Below are 19,612 nucleotides of genomic sequence, written 5' to 3'. Positions count from 1 at the left end.
AGTTTAAATGCACTCTTCCAACATATCAGGTTCCACATGAACGTGAACGGTGTATACGTCATGCTCCTCCATCAACTCATTCTCCACATCTGTACAGATATCGTGTGCTTGTTGAAGATCCAGCTCTGCATCAACTGTTATGACAACGTCTACTACAACGTTATTGCCATAGTTCCGAGCTCTCACGTCTTTAACCGTCTCTACGCTGTCAATTCCGGCAATCGTTTTTTTGTATTCCTGAATCAGTTCAACATCAAAACCGTCCGTGAGATGATGTGTGGCTTCCTTGAAAATGTCCCAAGCGGTCTTGCAGATCAGAAAACCTACGATGACAGCCGTTACAGGGTCCAGCCATGGGAGGCCGAACTGGGAACCCACGATCCCAATGACCGTACCGGTGCTCACCCAGGCATCGGAGATATTATCTCGAGCTGCAGCCATGACTGCCTGACTTTTAATACGAGTAGCAAGTCTCTTGTTATAGCGATAGACCAGATACATGATAACTGCGCAGAAAATGCCTGTGTACCCAGCGATGATATCCGGAGATTCATGTTTACCCTGAAACACAGAACCAATGGCTTGAAACAGTACTTGTAAACCTACTGCCATCATAATGAAAGAAGCAACAAGTGACGCAACGGTCTCTGCTCTCCAGTGACCATATGTATGATCTGTGTCGGCTGGGCGTTGGGCAAGCTTCAAACCGATCAGTACAGCTATTGAGGCCACAATATCGGTGGCATTGTTTAATCCATCCGCCTTGAGCGCTTCTGATCCGGCCATATTGCCAACAATCAGTTTTAATACGGTCAAACATATGTAGGCGATAATGCTGATGATAGCTCCGCGCTCCCCCAGCTTTAGATTATCGTATTTAAGTTGATCCACATGATATCCTCCTGCAATCTTCAATTCTAGCACGTTTATGATGGTATCATTGATGATTTGTGTGGGTCTAGAGAAACGTTTTGAGTGTGACGAAACATAATCTGAAAGCGGCAATTTTTTTACGGGAATCCAAAAAAGTTGGATTTGGCAAACTTAAGTGATTTATGGGTGGTAAGAGGAAGGCGGCCGACTGCATTTCCTTGTAAACACACTTTCTTGCACCTAGACATAAAGAGCCGAATGGATCGTTTTGATCCACTCGGCTCTTAGCGTTATTTTACAATCATTTGTATAACGTCACTTACCGTTGTTCCACTTCCATTCATAATTCACTGCCATTATTCAGAAAGTGTCGGTTTAACTGGCACCTCATTGGCAAGCGGCTCCGAATCCTCGGAATGTCGTTCGAACATAACAGCGTCAACCCTCGTATAGATCATATCCGCAGGAAGTGTTGGCGGGTCTACCGTTGTAGGCGTAACCCTGGTTAACCGGACATACTCGCTGCCGTCACCCGTAAAGTCGAACGTCCCTAGATTAACCCAACCTGATGAGCCAACCGTTGCATCCATATAGGTGACCTCGGTACCCGTTTTATGCTTCACTTCCACTTTGACATTATTATCGTTTCCCGTCGTATGGACAAGTTTGTAGATCGAGACCGTATATTTCCCCTCTGGAAACTGGCCTTTCCACGTCGCTGATGAGCCTTGAACTGTTGAATAGCGGGATTTAACCCCAATTTTGTATCCGGCTAAATTGCTTTGGCTCCAAGACCCTTCTGTCGTGTATAACCCTGTTGTATTTGTACTGTCCACGATAACCGTTAGGTCCCTGATCGTGATATTCAAAGGTGCTGTGGTTAAGGTCACTCCGTCAATCGTAACAGTAGCCCATACCTCAATGTGATCCGTGTCTCCATCAAGATTAAGAAGGGTCAACACCCCACTGCTATTCACTTCGGCCAGATCCGTACGATCAACGAAATATTGCACATCGGCCTGTGTAAGATCACCGACCAAACCGTTATCCAAATAACCGGTTACGCTCAGTTGTGCGGTTTGAGTCATCTGCAGTTCGTTCCGATCGGACAGGATCACAGCAGACTCCAATTGCGGTACCCTGTTTGGGTCCACCCACATGATTGCATCGGCAACGACTCTGGACTTATTGGCCTTATTGGTTAGTTCCACGTACCCGCTATCGCCTGCAGCAAAAGGATAATCCCCCAGGTGCACCCAAGTACCATTCGCTGTTGTCTCATCAACTGTCACCGTATCGGAGCCTCCGCTATGATAAACGGTAAATGAGACATTTGTTGCCCAATTTTCACTCGCAGCCGTGATTTGCGGAATCTTATAATACACACTGTAAGTGACACTTTCCGGCAGCTCAGGCCGCCATCTCATTTTGCTTGTCGCTGTGCCGGTCGTAGATTTGGCATACACATAGTTATCATAATAATAATCGTTAGCCGTCGTATCCCTTATCCAGACGCCTTCTGTCTCCGCCTCCGTATTATCCACGATGATGGTTGAACTATCCTGCCCATCGGGTTGAACTGGAGTTTCCGATACCTGATCCGGCAGATAGAGTGTCCGCTTACGGGTCTGTTTCCCCTCCGATTCCACGTAATACGTGAAAGTTTGGGATAAATCATTCACCCGTATAGACCATTCCATCGGGTATATCGTATCTGGCACGGTTGTGTACGTTGCCCCGCCATCCAGGGAATAATGGATTGTCGCTGGTTTCGTCGTTTTGGCCTGCACATAAGCATCATAAACCGTTTCGTCAGGCTTAACGATCAGCATGCCTTTAACCGCATCAATTGGACTGTGGGTATCAAAGAAATAACTTGCATCCGATGTATCTGCCGTTCTGACCTGATGCAACGGTACATCAATATCAAGTCCCTCTACAATGATCGCGGTGATGCCCTTGCCTGAAACCGTGGCTTGAATGATTCCACCACTCATAACTGCTTGTTCTGGTGTACCATTGTCACGGATGATCGTTACGGTGTAATCCTGTGCCGGGTTGAATCCAATAATGTGTTCATTCAATTCAATTGGAGTCTGAACTTCTTCTGAAGATGCGTTACTTAATCCGATGTAGAATTTATCGCCGCTCTCACCCGTTATCCAATTCAATTGAGGATGATTGGTCTTAATAATCCCCTTGGGCATCCATAGCCAAACGTCGGAATTACCATAAAATTGACCTGGTTTATTCCCATAGAGGTGATATTTGAACCATAAAAAATTCGTTTCAAAAACGGAAGGAAACGTAATACTGCCGTTCGATTTCAATGATTGTTCGCTGATCAAATAATCCATCGTTTGCCCGAGCTGCCCCGGGATATGGTGATAATAGATGGATGTAGCCCCGCTTGGGCCTTCCAGAGGAAAGTCCGGTTCAAGTTGGCTAACGGCGAAGCCTTTATAATAATAACCTGGATAACTGGAATATCGTCCAATAACCGCATTATGAGCAATATCCTGCAGCAGTTCATCCCCTGTATAAAGCGACAATCTCAGCATGAATGGAGCTTCCTGAGCATTCATCCGATAATAGCCGGTTGTACTTCCTGCTTCAAACGTCAATCCGCTTGGTGAAACAAGCCAACGCTCCGCTTGAACACCTCCGGCAATATCTTCTGGGAGCTTGAGTCTAGGATATTGAAATTTACCACTTTCCGGCCAATGGAACGACTCCGCGTAATTATATGTCTCCGGCTGAGGAATCGTAACGTTACCTTCAGGAACGGGGCGAGCAACAAACATTGTTGCATAGCGTTTGGCTTCCTTATAGGCGGCATCCAAGTATTTGGGATCCTGAGTTTCCTCATATAGCTCCAAGATTTCCATCCACAGCTTGCTGTAATAATAAATGAACTCATTTTTACTCACATCGACGGATGCAGGCGTATCGATATGTTGCGTGATATAACTGTCGGCTGCATCCTTTGCAGCTTGCAAATACTTCGCATCTCCCGTCATCCGATACATCATAAGAGGTTGAATAACAGGCCCCCGGTCTTTCTGGTCAGGATCACGTACGAGGTATTCTTCCTGTGCCAGCGCCCCAATACCTGCCGAAGTTCCCATCATCTGATTTACAGCGGCTACACTTGAAACATCGAACGGCAGAGTAGCCATTTTCCATAACGAAGGCACACCGTAAACTTTCTTCTGCGTTGGTGACCAACCGATACCATTTCGCGATACGCCATACTGGACGGACGGCAGTGCTCGCGTATCGTATAGCTGGTCATCACCCGTTAAATAGTAAGCTCCCAAAAGAACCGCATTCGAGCTTGTTCGGACGCTATCCTCGTTTTCGATATCGATAAAGCCCTTGGCGCGGCTCCACCACCCGCTCGGTGAAGGGACATAATTAACAGAATCGTCCCCTTGTGGCTCAACCTTAAGCAAATCGATCATATTAAACATCGCGTCAGTGAGTGACTGATCTGACACATTTTCCCGGTATGCCGAATAATCGTACTCATTGCGAAGTATATCCGCGTAGGACTCATACAGATTGCTTTTTTGAGCGATTAGACCCATATGAAATTGATAAGTGCTTTCTGCGGTCATTTGCGAATAAGTCCCTAATTGAGGAGCATAAAGGATGGGCTGCACACTGCCTTCGTTGTTGACCAGGCTCATGCCAAGCCGTTGTTTCGTCACGCCTCCCGTCGGTTCAAATTCAACCGGAAGCTCTGCCGAAGGTACAAATACCCCATACGTCATTGGATTTCCCGAACCATCATTTTTCTCAACCAGGCTCATCGGAGCGCTCAGCTCTCTTAAACTTGTTGATTCCACCGTACCTACCATTTTGGCATGTGACCTGAATCCATTTAACACTTCATTGATGCCCGAGACTGCCTCTGTTGTGAAGGACTGATATCCAATCACATAATTGCCGTCGCGGCGAGGCGTAAAGGCAAAAGAAACATCTGGTTTATCCCCTGCCATGGACCAATTCACTTCAAAATCGTAATCACTGCCATGCGTAGAATCGGTTAATACCGCCGTCTGGCTGTCAGGAAAGGTGATCCCGTCGAATGTAATCCAGCGTTTGTTCATCGTATCATAATAATTGGTTCGGCTCCCCGCATTCCCGTCCAATAAAACCCATTGTTCCTCAAGTCTTTCTGATTCATTATTGATTGGCATCCAGTTTCCCGTGTCCGTGTTCTTGTAGAACATGTCACGCACGATGGATTTGCCTCCATCCCATGCTGCCTCATAGAAGGTCGTCTTGTAGTTAGCATTTTCGATGCTGCCTTTCTCTGTGTAACTGAGATTCGCTAAGGTACGGCTTCTTAGCGGGGGCAACGGTGGTGCTTGTTGACGGATATTCCCCTCGAACTTGACTGCATCAGCCCGCGTAATAATTGTACCCGTAGAAGGCTGCGTTCGAGTCAGCCTGACAAATTCGCTATCATCACCACTAAACTCATACTCCCCCAGATCCACCCATCCAACCGATGGACCTGACGAAGGTCTAAGATCCATAAACTTCACATCCGTAATCCCGTTATGAACAATCTCAATCTTCACATTACTATCTGCTTTATCCGCCCAATCCAGCTTATAGAACGATATTCTCGCCGTCCCTGCTTCCAGGCGTGGATTCCATGTGATGCTTCTATTTACGGCGTCTGTATATTTGGAACTGGAATTATTGTAACCCTTCACTCCCGCACTTGTGCTCCAATAAGGTGCGGAAAATCCGTTATTAGCGTTGCCGGAATCAACCGTGACGACATGATCAATTGTGAGGCTCCCATCATCAATGATGATTGTCTTATGTGGCTCTTTCTGCCCTATATTCCCTTCGAACTTGACCGCATCAGCACGTGTAAGGATCGTGTTTGTGGTGCCGGTAGACCGGGTCAATTGAACAAATTCTTCACCAACACCGGAAAAATAGTACTCTCCCAAATCAACCCATCCCGTTGGTGCGCCAGATGAGGGTCTCAGATCCATAAAGACTACATCCGTCGTTCCATTATGAACAATTTCGATTTTCACATTGCTATCAGCCTTATCCGCCCAATCCAGCTTATAGAAAGATATTTTCGCCGTTCCTGCTTCCAAGCGTGGATTCCATGTTATCGTTCTGCCTGCTGTACTTGTATATTTGGTGCTGGAAAGATCATACCCCTTCACCCCTGTGCTTGTAGTCCAATTTGGAGCCGCATATCCATTGTTCTCGTTACCCGCATCAGGTGTCACAACATCATTAATCTTAATGCTCCCGTCATCGATAATAATCGTCTGATAAGGTAAGGTCTCCGCATAAGCGGTCCTTATTCCGATCAGGCTGGAAGGAACTACGATCGTCAACATGAAAACGATGAAGAAAAACAGCTTCCTTTTGACCATACAATTCACAGCCTCTCCTCATAATGATAACGCTTCCAAATAAAGTTGCCTTCTGCCTAGTCCCACTCTGTCGTTATTATCTTAGCATGTTAGATTACGGTGAAATTTCTTTCATTTTAAGAATTTCTTATACGATTTTAAGTAAAAAAAGAAACCTACATTCTAATTGATTGCTCAGTTGCAGTCAGATAGAATATAGGTCTTCCAAGTGTTCAGAGTGATCCAATCAATTATAATGGCGGCTGCACCAATAACAACTTTCCAAGCTGAATGACCGTTTGATCATACCAAGCTGGATGCTGTCGAACATGTTCCATACTTCGTTCATTGCCGCTAGCCTCAAACACGGCCGCTTTGTCAGTTTTCTCATGATCGATCTCGAAGCGAACTGTATGTTTCCCATTGGGGAGCTCCGGCAAGAAAACATATTGATTTCGATTATGATCGTTGTAGGGCGTGAATCGATCAATAAGGAAGGGTTCCCCTCCATCCACCGACACCTTCAATCTGCCAGAATCTGGCCCCCCGATATCAAATAAGCCGATGTGTGTTCCCTCAAACTCCACAGTGACCGTCTCTCCGGGATCAACTGCTCGCCACAGACCAGGGAACAACCAATCGTACTCGCGTACTAAAGGAAAATTATCGGGAGTCATGTAAGACCATCCTGCCGAAAAATGACTAAGACGATCCAGTGGCAGCATGGTTGCATACTCCCAAGGATTGGCCGGGACCAAAGTGTCCTGCGGCAAGTGATGTTCCACTTTTCCCGGGTGATCTCGAAGTTCGCTCATTTTCTCAAATGACCTGGTGATTGTATCTGTGTAAATCTGATGTCCTTCGGGAATCGTTGGATGGATCGAATCATGCGTGAAAATAACGGCTCCGGGGATAGACACGTCTGCTCTTGAAGTAAAAATAAGCTTTCCATCCGAAACCAATTGACTGACCGCTACGCCCAGATGAATGGAAGGAATGCCGTAATAGTCGGCGACTTCCTCTTGCATAAGAGCGCCCTTCTGGTATTCGCCGGATTGAAATGAGATCAAATCCCGCTCCTTAACCGTATATACAAACAGGATATCGGTAAACCGGCTCCGCTTGCGAATCTGTCGGACAATGCCTTCGATCCGCGCCTTGGATTCGGGAACTCCGCCATCGTTACCAACAAATTCAACAAATACGAGATCAGGCTGATGACTCAGTACATCTGTCTCCAAACGGGCACAGCCGAGGTCCGATCCTGTCCCATCAATGCCTGCGTTCACAGCGCGAATATCGGCATGCGGATATTGCCCTCGCAGCCAATCCGCCATCATGACCCTGTATCCTTTCGAACGTGTATTACTGCCGCCAAAATAGACAATGGTTACTGTTTCTCCATTTTCCAACTTTTGAATGACATTAGGCAGCCCTCTTCGAGGGAAAAATTCCTTCATCTCGACTTCACCCGCCCTCACCTAGCGTTTTTAGGAGCAAAAAGTTTTACAGCAAACACTTCATAATAAGGCGAACCATACGTAGCACAAAAATCAAACCGGATTTGGGTTACACCTTGTGCATGCACCTGATGTTTGTTCAACGAAAGATAATTCCCGCGGACTTTAATTTCACTCTCGGTTCCATCCTCTAACGTTAGGGTCACATCATAATCTTGGATCAGTGGTTCGATTGGATCGTCGAAATGCTCCAAATTCAGCTGCGAATTGAAAACAAGATGGATTTCATCCAGATTCTTGGGGCTTGCAAAACCAAATTCCAACCATTCCTGTCCTTCTGTACGTTCCGAAATCCAGCCGTTCGGCAGACCACAAGGTCTGGAGAAGCCGTTGACGACATTCGCAGGATTATACATATTCTGGGGTGGAATCAGCTCCTTGAAGCAAATGCTCTTATTAAGCTTCTTTAGCCTGGATGGCTCTTCAGGTCTATAAAGGAAGCTAACCGCTCCAGTCATTCTCTCTTCATTGCTGTGTACAGTAAGGCCCGCCGTACCTTCCAATACGATGTAAATTTTGTCGTCTGCTGGCTTCTTGCAGCTGAGGTCCAGTGTAATCCAGTCATCATGACCCGCTGAAATCACCAAATTGTAACCTTTCAGCTCGCTGGTGGGAATATAATTTTCCTTTCGATCCCCGCCAAACAGCTTCACATGCAACGTTTCCGAATACCCGGAACTATTTTTAATTTTGATCTGCACGCTTTCTGCTACGGATGTCTGGATCGGCAAGACCAAACATAACGCTTTTTCCAAGGAGATCTCTTCGGTTAGATGAAGTTGTTCATAGCTTCGCTGAGACGAGGCACGAATCGTTAATCCGTCAGCGAAATATGGATCCAACGGCTCTTGAAGGCCTACAATCGTTTGCCCGTCGCGAAGCAGCTGCGCCTGAAGCTCATCCATATGGGCTTTGACTATGTTCGCGGGGTCTGTATCGTATTTTACGCATAACGCAGCAGCCGTTCCTACCGCCTGCCCCATACAACCGCAGGTTGCCATCACCCTTGTAGATCCAAAAGCCACATGGGTAGCACTTATATTGCGGCCAGCGAACATAAGATTAGGAATATTACGTGAAAACAAGCTGCGGAAAGGGATATTATACAATCCCGGCACAAAATTCCATGCTGTGGCCGGTCCCTCATCGTAGATGCCTTTATTTGCATGCAGATCCATATACCAGCCTCCGACGGATACCGCATCTTCGAAATGAGGCTTTGCTGTAAGATCGTTCTGAGACAGCATGTGTTCCCCTATAAACCGTCTCGACTCCCGCTTTCCCGGAATCGGGCATACATAATCCAGGATGAGGTTGTCTACATCATCAAACTCACCGCTATTTTTGATATAATCCCATATCCCGTACACCAATTTCCGCAGTTCCAATGCGATGTCTTCATTATTCTTGATAATATCCATATGTCCGCCGTATTCCAGCCACCACAATCCGCCAAGCCCGTTGATTTTCCTTGGAAAAGACCGATGGTTTAATCCTTTTCTGATACTATCAAAAAACTCCAGCTTCGTAATATCATACGCAAAGCCAGGCTTTTTGTAAGGAACGGAATAGTTTACGTCACGGGCTTGAAACAGAATCGTATCACCCATCGTGTAATGATCTGCCACTTCTGGAGCGAGCCCCTCCTGGTATTCATGCTTCGCCTCTCTTCCCCATCGGAAGTGAGCACCTGCTTGGTATCCAACAATTCCATCCCCGGAGCAATCGATGTAGGTTGAGCTTTCAAAACGAAATTTTCTTTCGGAAGCTAGTTGAAGGCCCTCCACCCATTTGATTCTGCCGTTCTCCATGCCCGTTTCATGCACACATGTATTCAGAAACAGAGAAATGTTGGGCTCATCATACACCATGTCGAGCAAGACCGTATCCGAAAGTGAAAGCATAAGTTTTTTGTTGTATAACGGGTTGTAATGAAAGATCTTCAGTTTGAGTTCTTCCACCAACCCGCCCTCGCGAGCATAATAGGATGGACTGTTTCCGAGATATGCAGACCCATTGATATGAACTCTGACCTCGCTGCTCGCATTTCCACCCAGAACCGGCCGATCATTGATAAGTGAAACCTGCAGCCCTTGGCGTGCGGCAGCAATGGCAGCACATATCCCGGCAATTCCTCCGCCTATGACGGTTACATCTGCTTTGATAAGTTCCATTTTGATAACCTCCATGATTAGATGCTCCTATCATGGTAATGGTTTTGACCCCTTTTTTTTTACAGGATTTCGCGAAAAAATCATACATTTTTTGCATCCTTATTTGGATTCTACCGTGTCATTTTTATCCGATATTGCTTAGGTGTATCCCCCGTATATTCTTTAAACAGTTTGCAAAAGTACCCTTCATTGACGATACCTACTTCCTCGCACAATTCCAACAAAGAATAATCCTTCACATTTAACAGCTCGAGAGCGAGGTTGATTTTTTTACGATTGATGTAGCTGATCACGCCTTCGTTCATTGTTTTTTTGAATAAGCTGCTAAAATACGATGGCGCTAGATTCACTTCCTCGGCAATTGCTTCCAGCGTTAAGCGTTGTTTCAAGTTTGTCTCTATATAATGCATAGCACTCATGATTTCTGCACGATGTAACAGTTGGCCCGCATGCACGTATTCGAATGTGAAATCGCCAATATAGGCGAGCTGCTCCTGAAAAGCCATAAATTCCATGGGGAAGTCTGGAACTTCCGTGGCCATCTTATTCCCCGATTTAAATTTCACGGTAATGTCTCTGTACAAGTCTCTAATCATTGGCGCCATGATAGACTTGTGGATTTTATGGTCCGTAACAAATTGCGACAGATCGGCAAGTGCATTGTCCAGCTCTTCCTTGGAAATCTTCCTCTTCAGGCGTATAAGAAAATCAGCCAGCTTCTGCTGAAAATCTGCTTTTTTGTCATTATGGTATTGGAACCGATGCATCGGTGTTTTTACGACTTTTTCAGTATGATAATAGAAATCCTCACTCACATTTTTTGCTTCCGTGTACGCCTGTTTGATCGATTCCCAGCCTCGGTGCGGACCTCCAAAAGCGACAGATACCCTTTTATTCAAAAATTGATGCAAATGAGAGATGATCTGCCCTCCCAAGGATAGGCAAGCATATTCCGTTTCCATATCACTGCGGTTATTTTCCCAGGATAAAAAACCAATAAAACGATTATCCGACAGATCCGCAGCTACCCCACTACTACCATTCATCACTGTTTCTTCGATGATATTTGTTATCGCATACTTCAAGATGTTTTGATCTGCAGCCGCGTATTCGTTTCGGAAACTTTCATACGTATTCATTTCAACGATGAAGCAGCAATAGTTGGATTGAAAGAAATGAAACTGCATGCGATTGGCAAAATCCGATGCCCGATGAGAAGGAATTTCACCTCGGATCAATTCGTTAAAAAATTGCTTGCGGACTCTGTATTTATTTTCAAGCACGGATACGTTTAACGAGTGAAATTCCGCTTCTTTTTTCTCAAACTCATTTAAAATTCCGGCTGCCTTATCCAACGCTCGATTCAGATCCGCTTCCCTTAGCGGAACCTTTACAATGTACTCCAATACGTTGGCTTGAATCGCTCGCTGAGCGTATTCGAAGGATGAATAGGCGGTCAGAAGTATGTACTGGGTATGGGGGAGCTCCGGCTTGAGCTGCTCAATCATGGAGATTCCGTCCATTCGCGGCATTACAATATCGGATATGACAATATCCGGTTTAAGTTTTAAGATCTCCTCGATCCCATTCAGCCCATTATTCGCTTTGCCCACTAGAACAAATCGTCTATCCCTATGAGAGAGTTCATTAAAAAACAATTCCAATCGTTGAATGATCAGGTCTTCATCGTCAACAATGAAGCAGGTATAGTCTCTCCCCATTATGCATCTCCTTTTGGCAATTCTGCCGGGAATACAGCGCGTATACGGGTTATTTCCTTAGGTATGCTAATGATTTGCAGTCCGAATTGATCTCCGTAGTGAAGTCTTATTCGACCATGAATATTATTCAGCCCAATTCTTTTTCTTTTTACTTCCTCTTCACTCGGTTCTGAGATTAAAATATGCTTTATTTGATCAGCTGGAATTCCCTCGCCTTGATCAACAACTTCGATGATAACGATACTGTCCTCCCTGTACGCATGAATCGTAATTGGCCCCTCAATTCCCCCTCCGTTGTAACCATGGAAGATACTATTCTCCACAAGGGGCTGCAGCAGCATTCGGAAAACTGGAAAATCCATCAGTCCTGCTTCGATATCTTCAATCAAGTGGAAGTTTCGGTTATACCGGATGTTCTGGATCTCGATATAGTCCGCTACATTGCGTAATTCCTGGCGTAGGGAAACCTTCTCAGAAGCATCGTCTACCCCGTACTCCAATAAAGAAATGAGCGACCCGATCACCACATCTACTTTCTCTATTTGTCCGAGACGTATCACATTGCTGATTGAACCAAGCGTGTTATACAGAAAATGTGGATTGATTTGAGACTGTAACACCTGGATTTCCAACTTCCGCTCAAGTTCATTATGATGCTCGGCTCGGCGAATAAGTTCAACAATCTGCTGAAGCATACGATCGAATGCCCGTGAAAGATCGCCAAACTCATCGTTTCGATTAATTGTTATAGTCGTTGTGAGGATGCCTTGTTCCACCTGCTTCATTTTTGTTTTGAGCGTATAGAGTGGTTTTCTTATATATTTTGCAACCAAAAAAGAAATGAACAAACTTAAAATAAGACCTGCAGCGAGAAGCTCGAGGTAATAGGTTTCCAATCTGGACAACGCTGCTTTTAAGCGTGATTCATCGTTGATCGAGATGATGGTCCAGTTGAATTTCTCCGTTGGTTTTTTCAAAAGGGAGACCGGAATACCGTCGTTGGTAAACAGTTGAAGGTTTGTTTCTGTCGTATCCAGAATTTCTTCCGCTGACGTCTCTCCGATCGAAAAAGAATGATCTTGAATATTCAGAGGTCCTTTATTTTCAGAAAATCCGGCAATGATCTTACCTGACGCAGTGATCAGAGCCAGATTCATTTGTTCCTGTTTATTAATCTTGAACAAGGTTTCTTCAATGGCATTTAGATCCAAATCAACCGCAATGGCCATAGGAAACGGAGTACCATTCAGATATCGAACCATCGTAACGGTCCAGCCGGAATACTTCGATTTGTAAGGTTCACTAACAAAGGTAGTCCTTCTATTCTTATCAGCCGCATCAAATAAAGGTGCTCTTTCAGATAACGGTTCATCAAATATACGAGTAGGTGTACTTCCACCCAGAATGGATAAATCGCTTTTGATCAAATAAATATTACTGACATAGATACTGTTGAGTTCATACAGCTCCCTTAATTGCTTTTTAATCACTTCGGTATTGTTAATGTTGGCTTTCACTGATGTTTCAACTGAGAAGAGAATCGTCTGGAAGGAGGAGAAATTAACAGTGAAATACTGGTCTACCTTGTCTAGTATTTGATTGGTGTAAAAAATGTCATTGGTTCTTATTTCCTTTTGGACATAGCGATAAGACAATTGGCTTATCAAGATGATGCAGCCTAATACAAAGGCAAATACGATAAAAAATAATTTTAAAGGCAAGCTGATTCTTCTTCGCATCCATCATCTTCCTTTTAGTTCCGTTTTAAACTAAGAATAGCATATGCTAATAAAGAGAGGGGCTACGAATAGCCACTCTCTCTACGTTTATTTTACTTGATAAGGCCGGCTTCTTTAAATTGCTGGATTGCTGTTTCTTTATATTTCTGCATGTCAAACTTGGTATCCAGCGTCTGGAGGAAATTGTCCCAGTTGGATAGAGGCTCTTTGCCCGTCATAAATTTAACCAAGCTTTCATTAATGAAACGTGTGCGGTCAGCATCCAAGGTATCGCTAGGGTCTGGGGTCAATAAATTTCCGGGCAACGTTGGCCCCACATATTGCTGATTGTCCTTGAAAGCTTCCGCCGTCTTCGGATTCTGGAAACTGAAGTACTCCGCATCATCACCACGGCGTGGCATTCTATAATGATCGACCCACAGATACTTCTCTTTCATTTCCTTCGATAACTCGGAGGTTTTATTTTTGATCTTGCCGTCTACGACATCCCAATGAATCCCTTTGATACCGTATGCAAAGTTCGGATAGGCTTCTTCATCCGTAAAAAGATAATTTAGCATGGACAAGATCCGAATGATTTTATCCTCGTCCGCTTTTGCGGATATGGCCCATGAGTTGCCCTGGAACGATTTTCTCTCTACAATTTGATCCCCGTAAGGACCTTTCATCGGAGGGATAACGATCCATTCCGGCACCTCGCCACTAATTTCTTTCATTTTCTGTTGATAATCCGGCTCTAGTCTACGAGCATCTCTGATCATGAAGCCAACTCTACCCTTAAACATCTTTTGGTCCAACAGATCAGGCGAATTCATCGTCACCCAGTCCGGGTCAACCACCTTGGCTGCCATCATTTTATTAATGTAAGCAAGCGCCTCTTTCATTTTGGGGTCGATAAACAGAAATACCGGTTCATTATCTTTTATCTCAACGGCTGAAGGAGGATTGACGCCAAACATCCACATCAAGCTATCAAAGCCGTAGGTTTGCAGATTACCTTCTTTATTCATACCACCGATGAATCCGTACGTATCGTTTTTACCATTCCCGTCCGGGTCTTTCTCTGTAAAGGCTTTCATAACTTCGAACAGCTCGTCAGGTGTCGTTGGTACCTCCATATTCAACTTTTTCAGCCAATCGTTACGGATAAAGAAGCTTCGACTGATACCGTTTACATTATCATAGCCTGGAACTCCAATCGTTTTTCCTTGATAGGACATCGCCTCCCAGGAGTCGTTGCCAAACCGTTTCTGTAGTTCAGGGAATTGGTCCATATACGGTGTCAAATCCGCAAGAACACCTTGGTCGTAATATTGCGCAAGATCAGCACGGCTCTTCAAGAAGATCAGGTCTGGAATATCCCCGCCTGCAATAAGTGTATTCAGTTTGGTTGTTGCTTGACCCGCCTGAGGAATCATCATATCCAAGTCGATGTTCATCTCTTCTTCCAACATTTGGCGTTGAATATCTTCTTCACGTGGAGGTACCGGAGCAGCAGCATTAAAAGTGCCTTGGTTAAACATTGAGATTTTCATTTTGGTTGCAAACTGGCCAGACTGGCCTTGCGAATTACCCGAAGTTGTCGATGTAATTTCTTCATTTCCCCCACACCCTGACAATAGCGTTCCAAGTCCTAAGATTGCCGACAGAATAGCAAATGAAATCTTTTTACGCTGCATATTGACCTCTCCTTTGCTTGTATATTATCACGGTTTCCCCGTAATAAGTTAGGTTGGAACACCTTTTATCCTTTAACGGATCCCAGGAGTACACCTTTGGTAAAATGCTTTTGCAAAAATGGATAAACGATCAATATCGGAACTGTAGTTACAACAACTGTAGCCATCTGCACTGCGAACGTACTGACAGCCCCGGAATTGGCGAGCGAATCAGCGCTTTGAGTTGCAACGTTAAGCAGGATGTTGCGCAAAATCACTTGAAGTGGCATGTAGTTGGAATCATTGATATATACAATGGCATCAAAATAACTGTTCCAATGCCCGACTGCGTAAAATAAGGAAATGGTGGAAAGGACAGGTAAGGACAGGGGTAAAATGATCCGCCATAACGTCTGAAGTTCACTTGCACCGTCTACCCTCGCTGATTCCTCGATTTCACCAGGTAATTGCTCAAAAAAACCTTTGATGATCACCAGATTAAATGCACTAATGAGATTTGGAATGATCAATACCCAAGGACTGTTTAACAATCCCAAAGAGCGGATTAGTAAATAAGTCGGAATTAATCCCCCACTGAACATCATGGTAAACACAATGAAGAGTAAAAACGGACTTCTTCCGGGCAAATATTTTTTGGATAACGGGTAGGCCGCGATTACCGTAAAAAACACATTTAACGCAGTGCCTACAATCGTTCGAAATAACGTAATTTTATACGCCTGCCAGATCCCATGCGAGATGAATACTTCTTTATAGGCCAGAAAGGTAAAGGATTCTGGTATAATGACAATCCCTCTTCTTAATACTTCCGATTCTGGTGTTACGGAGACAGCAACCACATATAGAAAGGGCAGCACGCACAGTAGGGATAATATAATAAGAACTACATAAACGACGGTTTGCCAGACTTTTTCCCCGATTGTCATATGGATCATTCTAAAGACCACCTCACCAGATTTGCCCATCGAATTTTTTGGCGAGCTTATTCGCTGCCAACACTAAAGCAAATCCGATGACAGCTTTAAACAATCCTACAGCCGTAGCCAAGCCAATCTTAAGACGTTCCAACCCTTCGCGGTATACCCATGTGTCGATAATATCGATCTTCTCCTGGTTAAAGGTGTTGGCAAACATGAATATTTGGTCAAAACCCGCATCCAGGATATGGCTTAATTTAAGAATCAGCATCAGAATAATGACTCCTCGAATACCAGGTAACGTGATATGCCAGAGCTGTCTCCATTTGGATGCACCATCCATTCGAGCCGCTTCATACAAGCTTGGATCGATTCCTGCCAAGGCGGCAAGGTACAAAATCGCCCCCCATCCAATATCCTTCCATACTTCAGATAAGATGATCAACATTCTGCCCCAGGCAGGTTCGGTTAGAAACGAGATGGGTTCAACACCAAAATCCTTCAAAATCATGTTAAAGAGACCATCGCCAGGGGCTAGTAAGGCTACCATAATTCCATACACGATGACCCATGATAGAAAATGAGGCAAATAAGTGATGGTCTGTACGATTTTCTTAAACCATTGGCTATACACTTCATTGAGGAGTAAAGCAAGTACGATGGGCGCGGAGAAACCGAACAATAGCTTATACAGCGATATAACAATCGTATTTTTCATGATGTCCCAGAAATAAACGCCGTTCATAAAATCGGTAAAATTTTTGAATCCCACCCATGGGCTATCCCATAGTCCCAAAGCCAGGTTGTAGTTTTTAAAAGCAATCATGATTCCCGCCATAGGAATGTATTTGAATACCGCAAAGTAAATTAAAGCTGGTAACAAGAGAGCATACATCACTTTGTGCTTTTGTATCGTCCTTATCCATGTCTTTCGCTTTTTGGAGATGGGAATGGCGTCCGCTGCCAATTTTGCTTGCATTTCATCACCTCGTCTTTGTTTGTATTTGTATAATAGCACCCACCTATCGGATAAATTTCTGAGATATCAAGAATTTCTTATAAGATTTTAAGGAAGTGTGCCTGGCTCGTTTCAACAGCTAATCCCGGCAGGTGAGACAAGAACTTGTGCCACTGAAATAAAAAAAGCCGCTATAATAGCGACTTTCAAATGCCGTATTTATACTTCTCCCCAAAAACTCTCAGTTCACAATCGAATTCAACAATTATTGTTCATCGATCGTCACGCTCCCATCACTATTTTGACATCCTATATACTGGCTTCAGTAATAGCTTCAAAATCTTACTGCCCCAAAAAGCAAATACCGTCGTTCCGGTCCATGAGCTGCGCTTATCTTGGCTGTACTGATCGTTGATCATATAGGTCCGAGTCGAAATAGGACTCTTCAGACCGAACTGTTCCCATTTCTCGGGATCATTCGAACCTCCAAGTTTTCTAAGCATATTTGCCGACTCATGATCTATTTTAGCCGGAATTTGCTCGAATGCTTGGGTGATTTGCGTATGAAACTCGTCGATTGGGTTACGACTGGTAATGCTCTCGAGATGAATGCTTTCACGAATGTAAGAAACGTATGCGAGATGGTCAGCCCAGAACTCGTCGATATAAAAAAGCCGTACACGCCGCTCCGATGGACTCATCAGTCTCTCAGCTTTCAAAATTCCGAGCCGTTCTTCATATAGAATTCGCCTCTGATCCTCCACCATATCCGAATAACAGTTCAATTCCCGCTGAATATCGAAGTTTTGACCTATAATAACGCGCTGGATATGCTCGATTTTGCTGCGGAGCGCCGGATCATCAAGAACCTCGTCCTGATTTGGAGCGCGAAACAGTTTATGAATGCCAAAGCGAAGCATCAACTCGTCTTCCAGGCTGATATAAAATACGGAAGACCCAGGGTCACCTTGGCGGCCGGAACGCCCGCGCAGCTGGTCGTCAATTCGCATACTTTCATTCACATATGTACCTATCACGTATAATCCGCCCAGTTTGGCAACCACTTCTGCCTGAGCGGGATTACCACCGCCGAGACGAATGTCGACGCCGCGCCCTGCCATATTCGTAGATACCGTTACCGCGCCTATTTCTCCCGCTTTAGCGATGATTTCGGCTTCTTTTGTATCGTTTTTGGCATTCAGAACCTGGCAAGGTACACCAGCAGCGGCAAGCGCCTCCGCCATCATATCAGATTCCTCGACGCTTGACGTACCAATAAGAATGGGGCGTCCCATCCTATGGACGGAAGAGATTTCTTGTACAAGCGCCTTATATTTGGCTTCTTTATGGGTGTAAATTCGGTGCTTGTGGTCGATCCGTATGTTTGGCTGGTTTGGCGGGATCTGCACGACTTGTAACGCATAGATATCCTCAAATTCCATTGCTGAAGCGTGAGCCGTAGCCGTCATTCCGCAAATTCCCGAATACAGGCTAATAAAGTGCTGAATCGTGATCGTACCGAGAATTCTCCCACCGGCCTTCCACTGCAACCCTTCTTTTGCCATCAGCGCAGCTTGCAGCCCGTCCGGCAAATACCTGTTCTCGGCCACACGGCTGGTGTGTTCTTCGATTAGCTCGATTCCACCGTCCCGGACGATGTAATCGACGTCTTTTTTTAATAACGATTCCACATGCAGCGCACAATTCAATGAAGTTAACCATTGACTGTTATGGCTATCGTACAAGTTGCCGCATCCCAGCAGCAACTCCGCTTTTGCAGCACCCGCTTCATTCAAGTAAACGTTCCGCTGGAACTCGTCAAAATCGTAATGCTCTCCTGGCCGCAGCTGCCGGGCCACTTCTGCGAAAAGAACGCCATCACTCTTGGAAGCACTCGAATCGCCACTAATGACTAACGGCACCCGTGCTTCATCAAGAAGCAGCGAATCTGCTTCGTCAACGATGACGTAATGGAAAGGACGATGCACGGTATCGGCTTCATTTAATGTTATTGTGTCACGCAAATAATCGAACCCTGCTTCTTTAGCTGTAACATAGGTTATATCCTTGGCGTAAGCTTCCCGTTTCTCGAACAGGCTCATGCCCGATTGAACCGAGCTTACCGTTAACCCGAGGAAGCGATAGATCGGGCCCATCCACGCTGCATCTCGATTTGCCAAGTAGTCGTTAAAAGTAAGCACGTGAACGCCTTTGCCTGTCAGTGCGTTGAGGTAAACAGGCATAACAGCAGAGAGTGTTTTTCCTTCACCGGTATGCTGCTCGATCAAAAATCTCTCGTGCAAAGCAATCGCAGCCATAATTTGCACATCGTAAGGCTGTAATCCGAGTGTTCTCTTCGCAACCTCGCAAACTAGAGCATAAGCATCAACAAGCAGATCATCCAAAGGCTTGCCTGATCTTGCTTCTTCTTGCAGCCGAAGAGATTCCGCTTGCAGGTGCTGATCATCCCAAACTTCCAAGTTCCGTTTCCTGATAAGCTCCACTTTGTCTCGATAATCCTTCAACAATCGCCGGTTATCTCGCTCTTTGAATTCACGTATCAACTTGACGACTACATTCATCGGAATTTGATTCCTCCTTAGTAGAAATAAGTTGTGAAAAGAAAAGACTC

At 44.9% G+C, this 19,612-nt stretch carries 10 protein-coding genes; all 10 read right to left on the bottom strand.

Annotated features, from left to right (window positions below; translation table 11 throughout):
* Positions 1 to 3: 3 nt before the first annotated feature.
* The 10 genes from MHB43_RS16705 to MHB43_RS16660 all read right to left on the bottom strand — a co-directional run bounded on the left by MHB43_RS16705 (position 4) and on the right by MHB43_RS16660 (position 19,562).
* Positions 4 to 891 carry a cation diffusion facilitator family transporter gene (locus MHB43_RS16705; protein WP_221821269.1) on the bottom strand — a complete coding sequence of 296 codons (888 nt, stop codon included), beginning with the start codon at positions 889 to 891 and terminating at the stop codon, positions 4 to 6.
* Between the two features lie 338 nt (positions 892 to 1,229).
* Complete coding sequence (locus MHB43_RS16700; protein ID WP_405117561.1) at positions 1,230 to 6,293, bottom strand: hypothetical protein; 5,064 nt, start codon at positions 6,291 to 6,293, stop codon at positions 1,230 to 1,232.
* Between the two features lie 230 nt (positions 6,294 to 6,523).
* Positions 6,524 to 7,732: a GDSL-type esterase/lipase family protein gene (locus tag MHB43_RS16695; protein ID WP_339176719.1), complete on the bottom strand. Its 1,209-nt coding sequence runs from the start codon at positions 7,730 to 7,732 to the stop codon at positions 6,524 to 6,526.
* Positions 7,733 to 7,749: 17 nt separating this feature from the next.
* Positions 7,750 to 9,966 carry an FAD-dependent oxidoreductase gene (locus MHB43_RS16690; RefSeq protein ID WP_405117560.1) on the bottom strand — a complete coding sequence of 739 codons (2,217 nt, stop codon included), beginning with the start codon at positions 9,964 to 9,966 and terminating at the stop codon, positions 7,750 to 7,752.
* Between the two features lie 110 nt (positions 9,967 to 10,076).
* Positions 10,077 to 11,687 (bottom strand): response regulator, encoded by a 1,611-nt coding sequence (locus MHB43_RS16685; RefSeq protein ID WP_339176717.1) that lies wholly within the window; start codon positions 11,685 to 11,687, stop codon positions 10,077 to 10,079.
* Positions 11,687 to 13,426, bottom strand: coding sequence for a histidine kinase (locus tag MHB43_RS16680; protein WP_405117559.1), 1,740 nt, complete (start codon positions 13,424 to 13,426; stop codon positions 11,687 to 11,689). Before MHB43_RS16680 ends, MHB43_RS16685 begins: the two co-directional genes overlap by 1 nt.
* A 92-nt stretch (positions 13,427 to 13,518) precedes the next feature.
* Complete coding sequence (locus tag MHB43_RS16675; protein WP_339176715.1) at positions 13,519 to 15,105, bottom strand: extracellular solute-binding protein; 1,587 nt, start codon at positions 15,103 to 15,105, stop codon at positions 13,519 to 13,521.
* A gap of 65 nt (positions 15,106 to 15,170) precedes the next feature.
* Entirely contained in the window at positions 15,171 to 16,040 is an 870-nt protein-coding gene (locus tag MHB43_RS16670) for a carbohydrate ABC transporter permease (RefSeq protein WP_036615551.1), read from the bottom strand.
* Between the two features lie 13 nt (positions 16,041 to 16,053).
* The gene (locus tag MHB43_RS16665; RefSeq protein ID WP_036671347.1) at positions 16,054 to 17,001 is read right to left on the bottom strand and encodes a sugar ABC transporter permease; all 948 of its coding nucleotides are present in this window, start codon (positions 16,999 to 17,001) and stop codon (positions 16,054 to 16,056) included.
* Positions 17,002 to 17,276: 275 nt separating this feature from the next.
* The gene (locus MHB43_RS16660) at positions 17,277 to 19,562 is read right to left on the bottom strand and encodes a DEAD/DEAH box helicase (protein ID WP_339176714.1); all 2,286 of its coding nucleotides are present in this window, start codon (positions 19,560 to 19,562) and stop codon (positions 17,277 to 17,279) included.
* Between the last annotated feature and the right edge of the window lie 50 nt (positions 19,563 to 19,612).

The sequence above is a fragment of the Paenibacillus sp. FSL H8-0317 genome, assembly GCF_045040685.1.
Classification (GTDB): Bacteria; Bacillota; Bacilli; order Paenibacillales; family Paenibacillaceae; genus Paenibacillus.
Note: the sequence above shows the minus strand (reverse complement) of the source record. Positions and strands in the feature narration are given on the sequence as shown.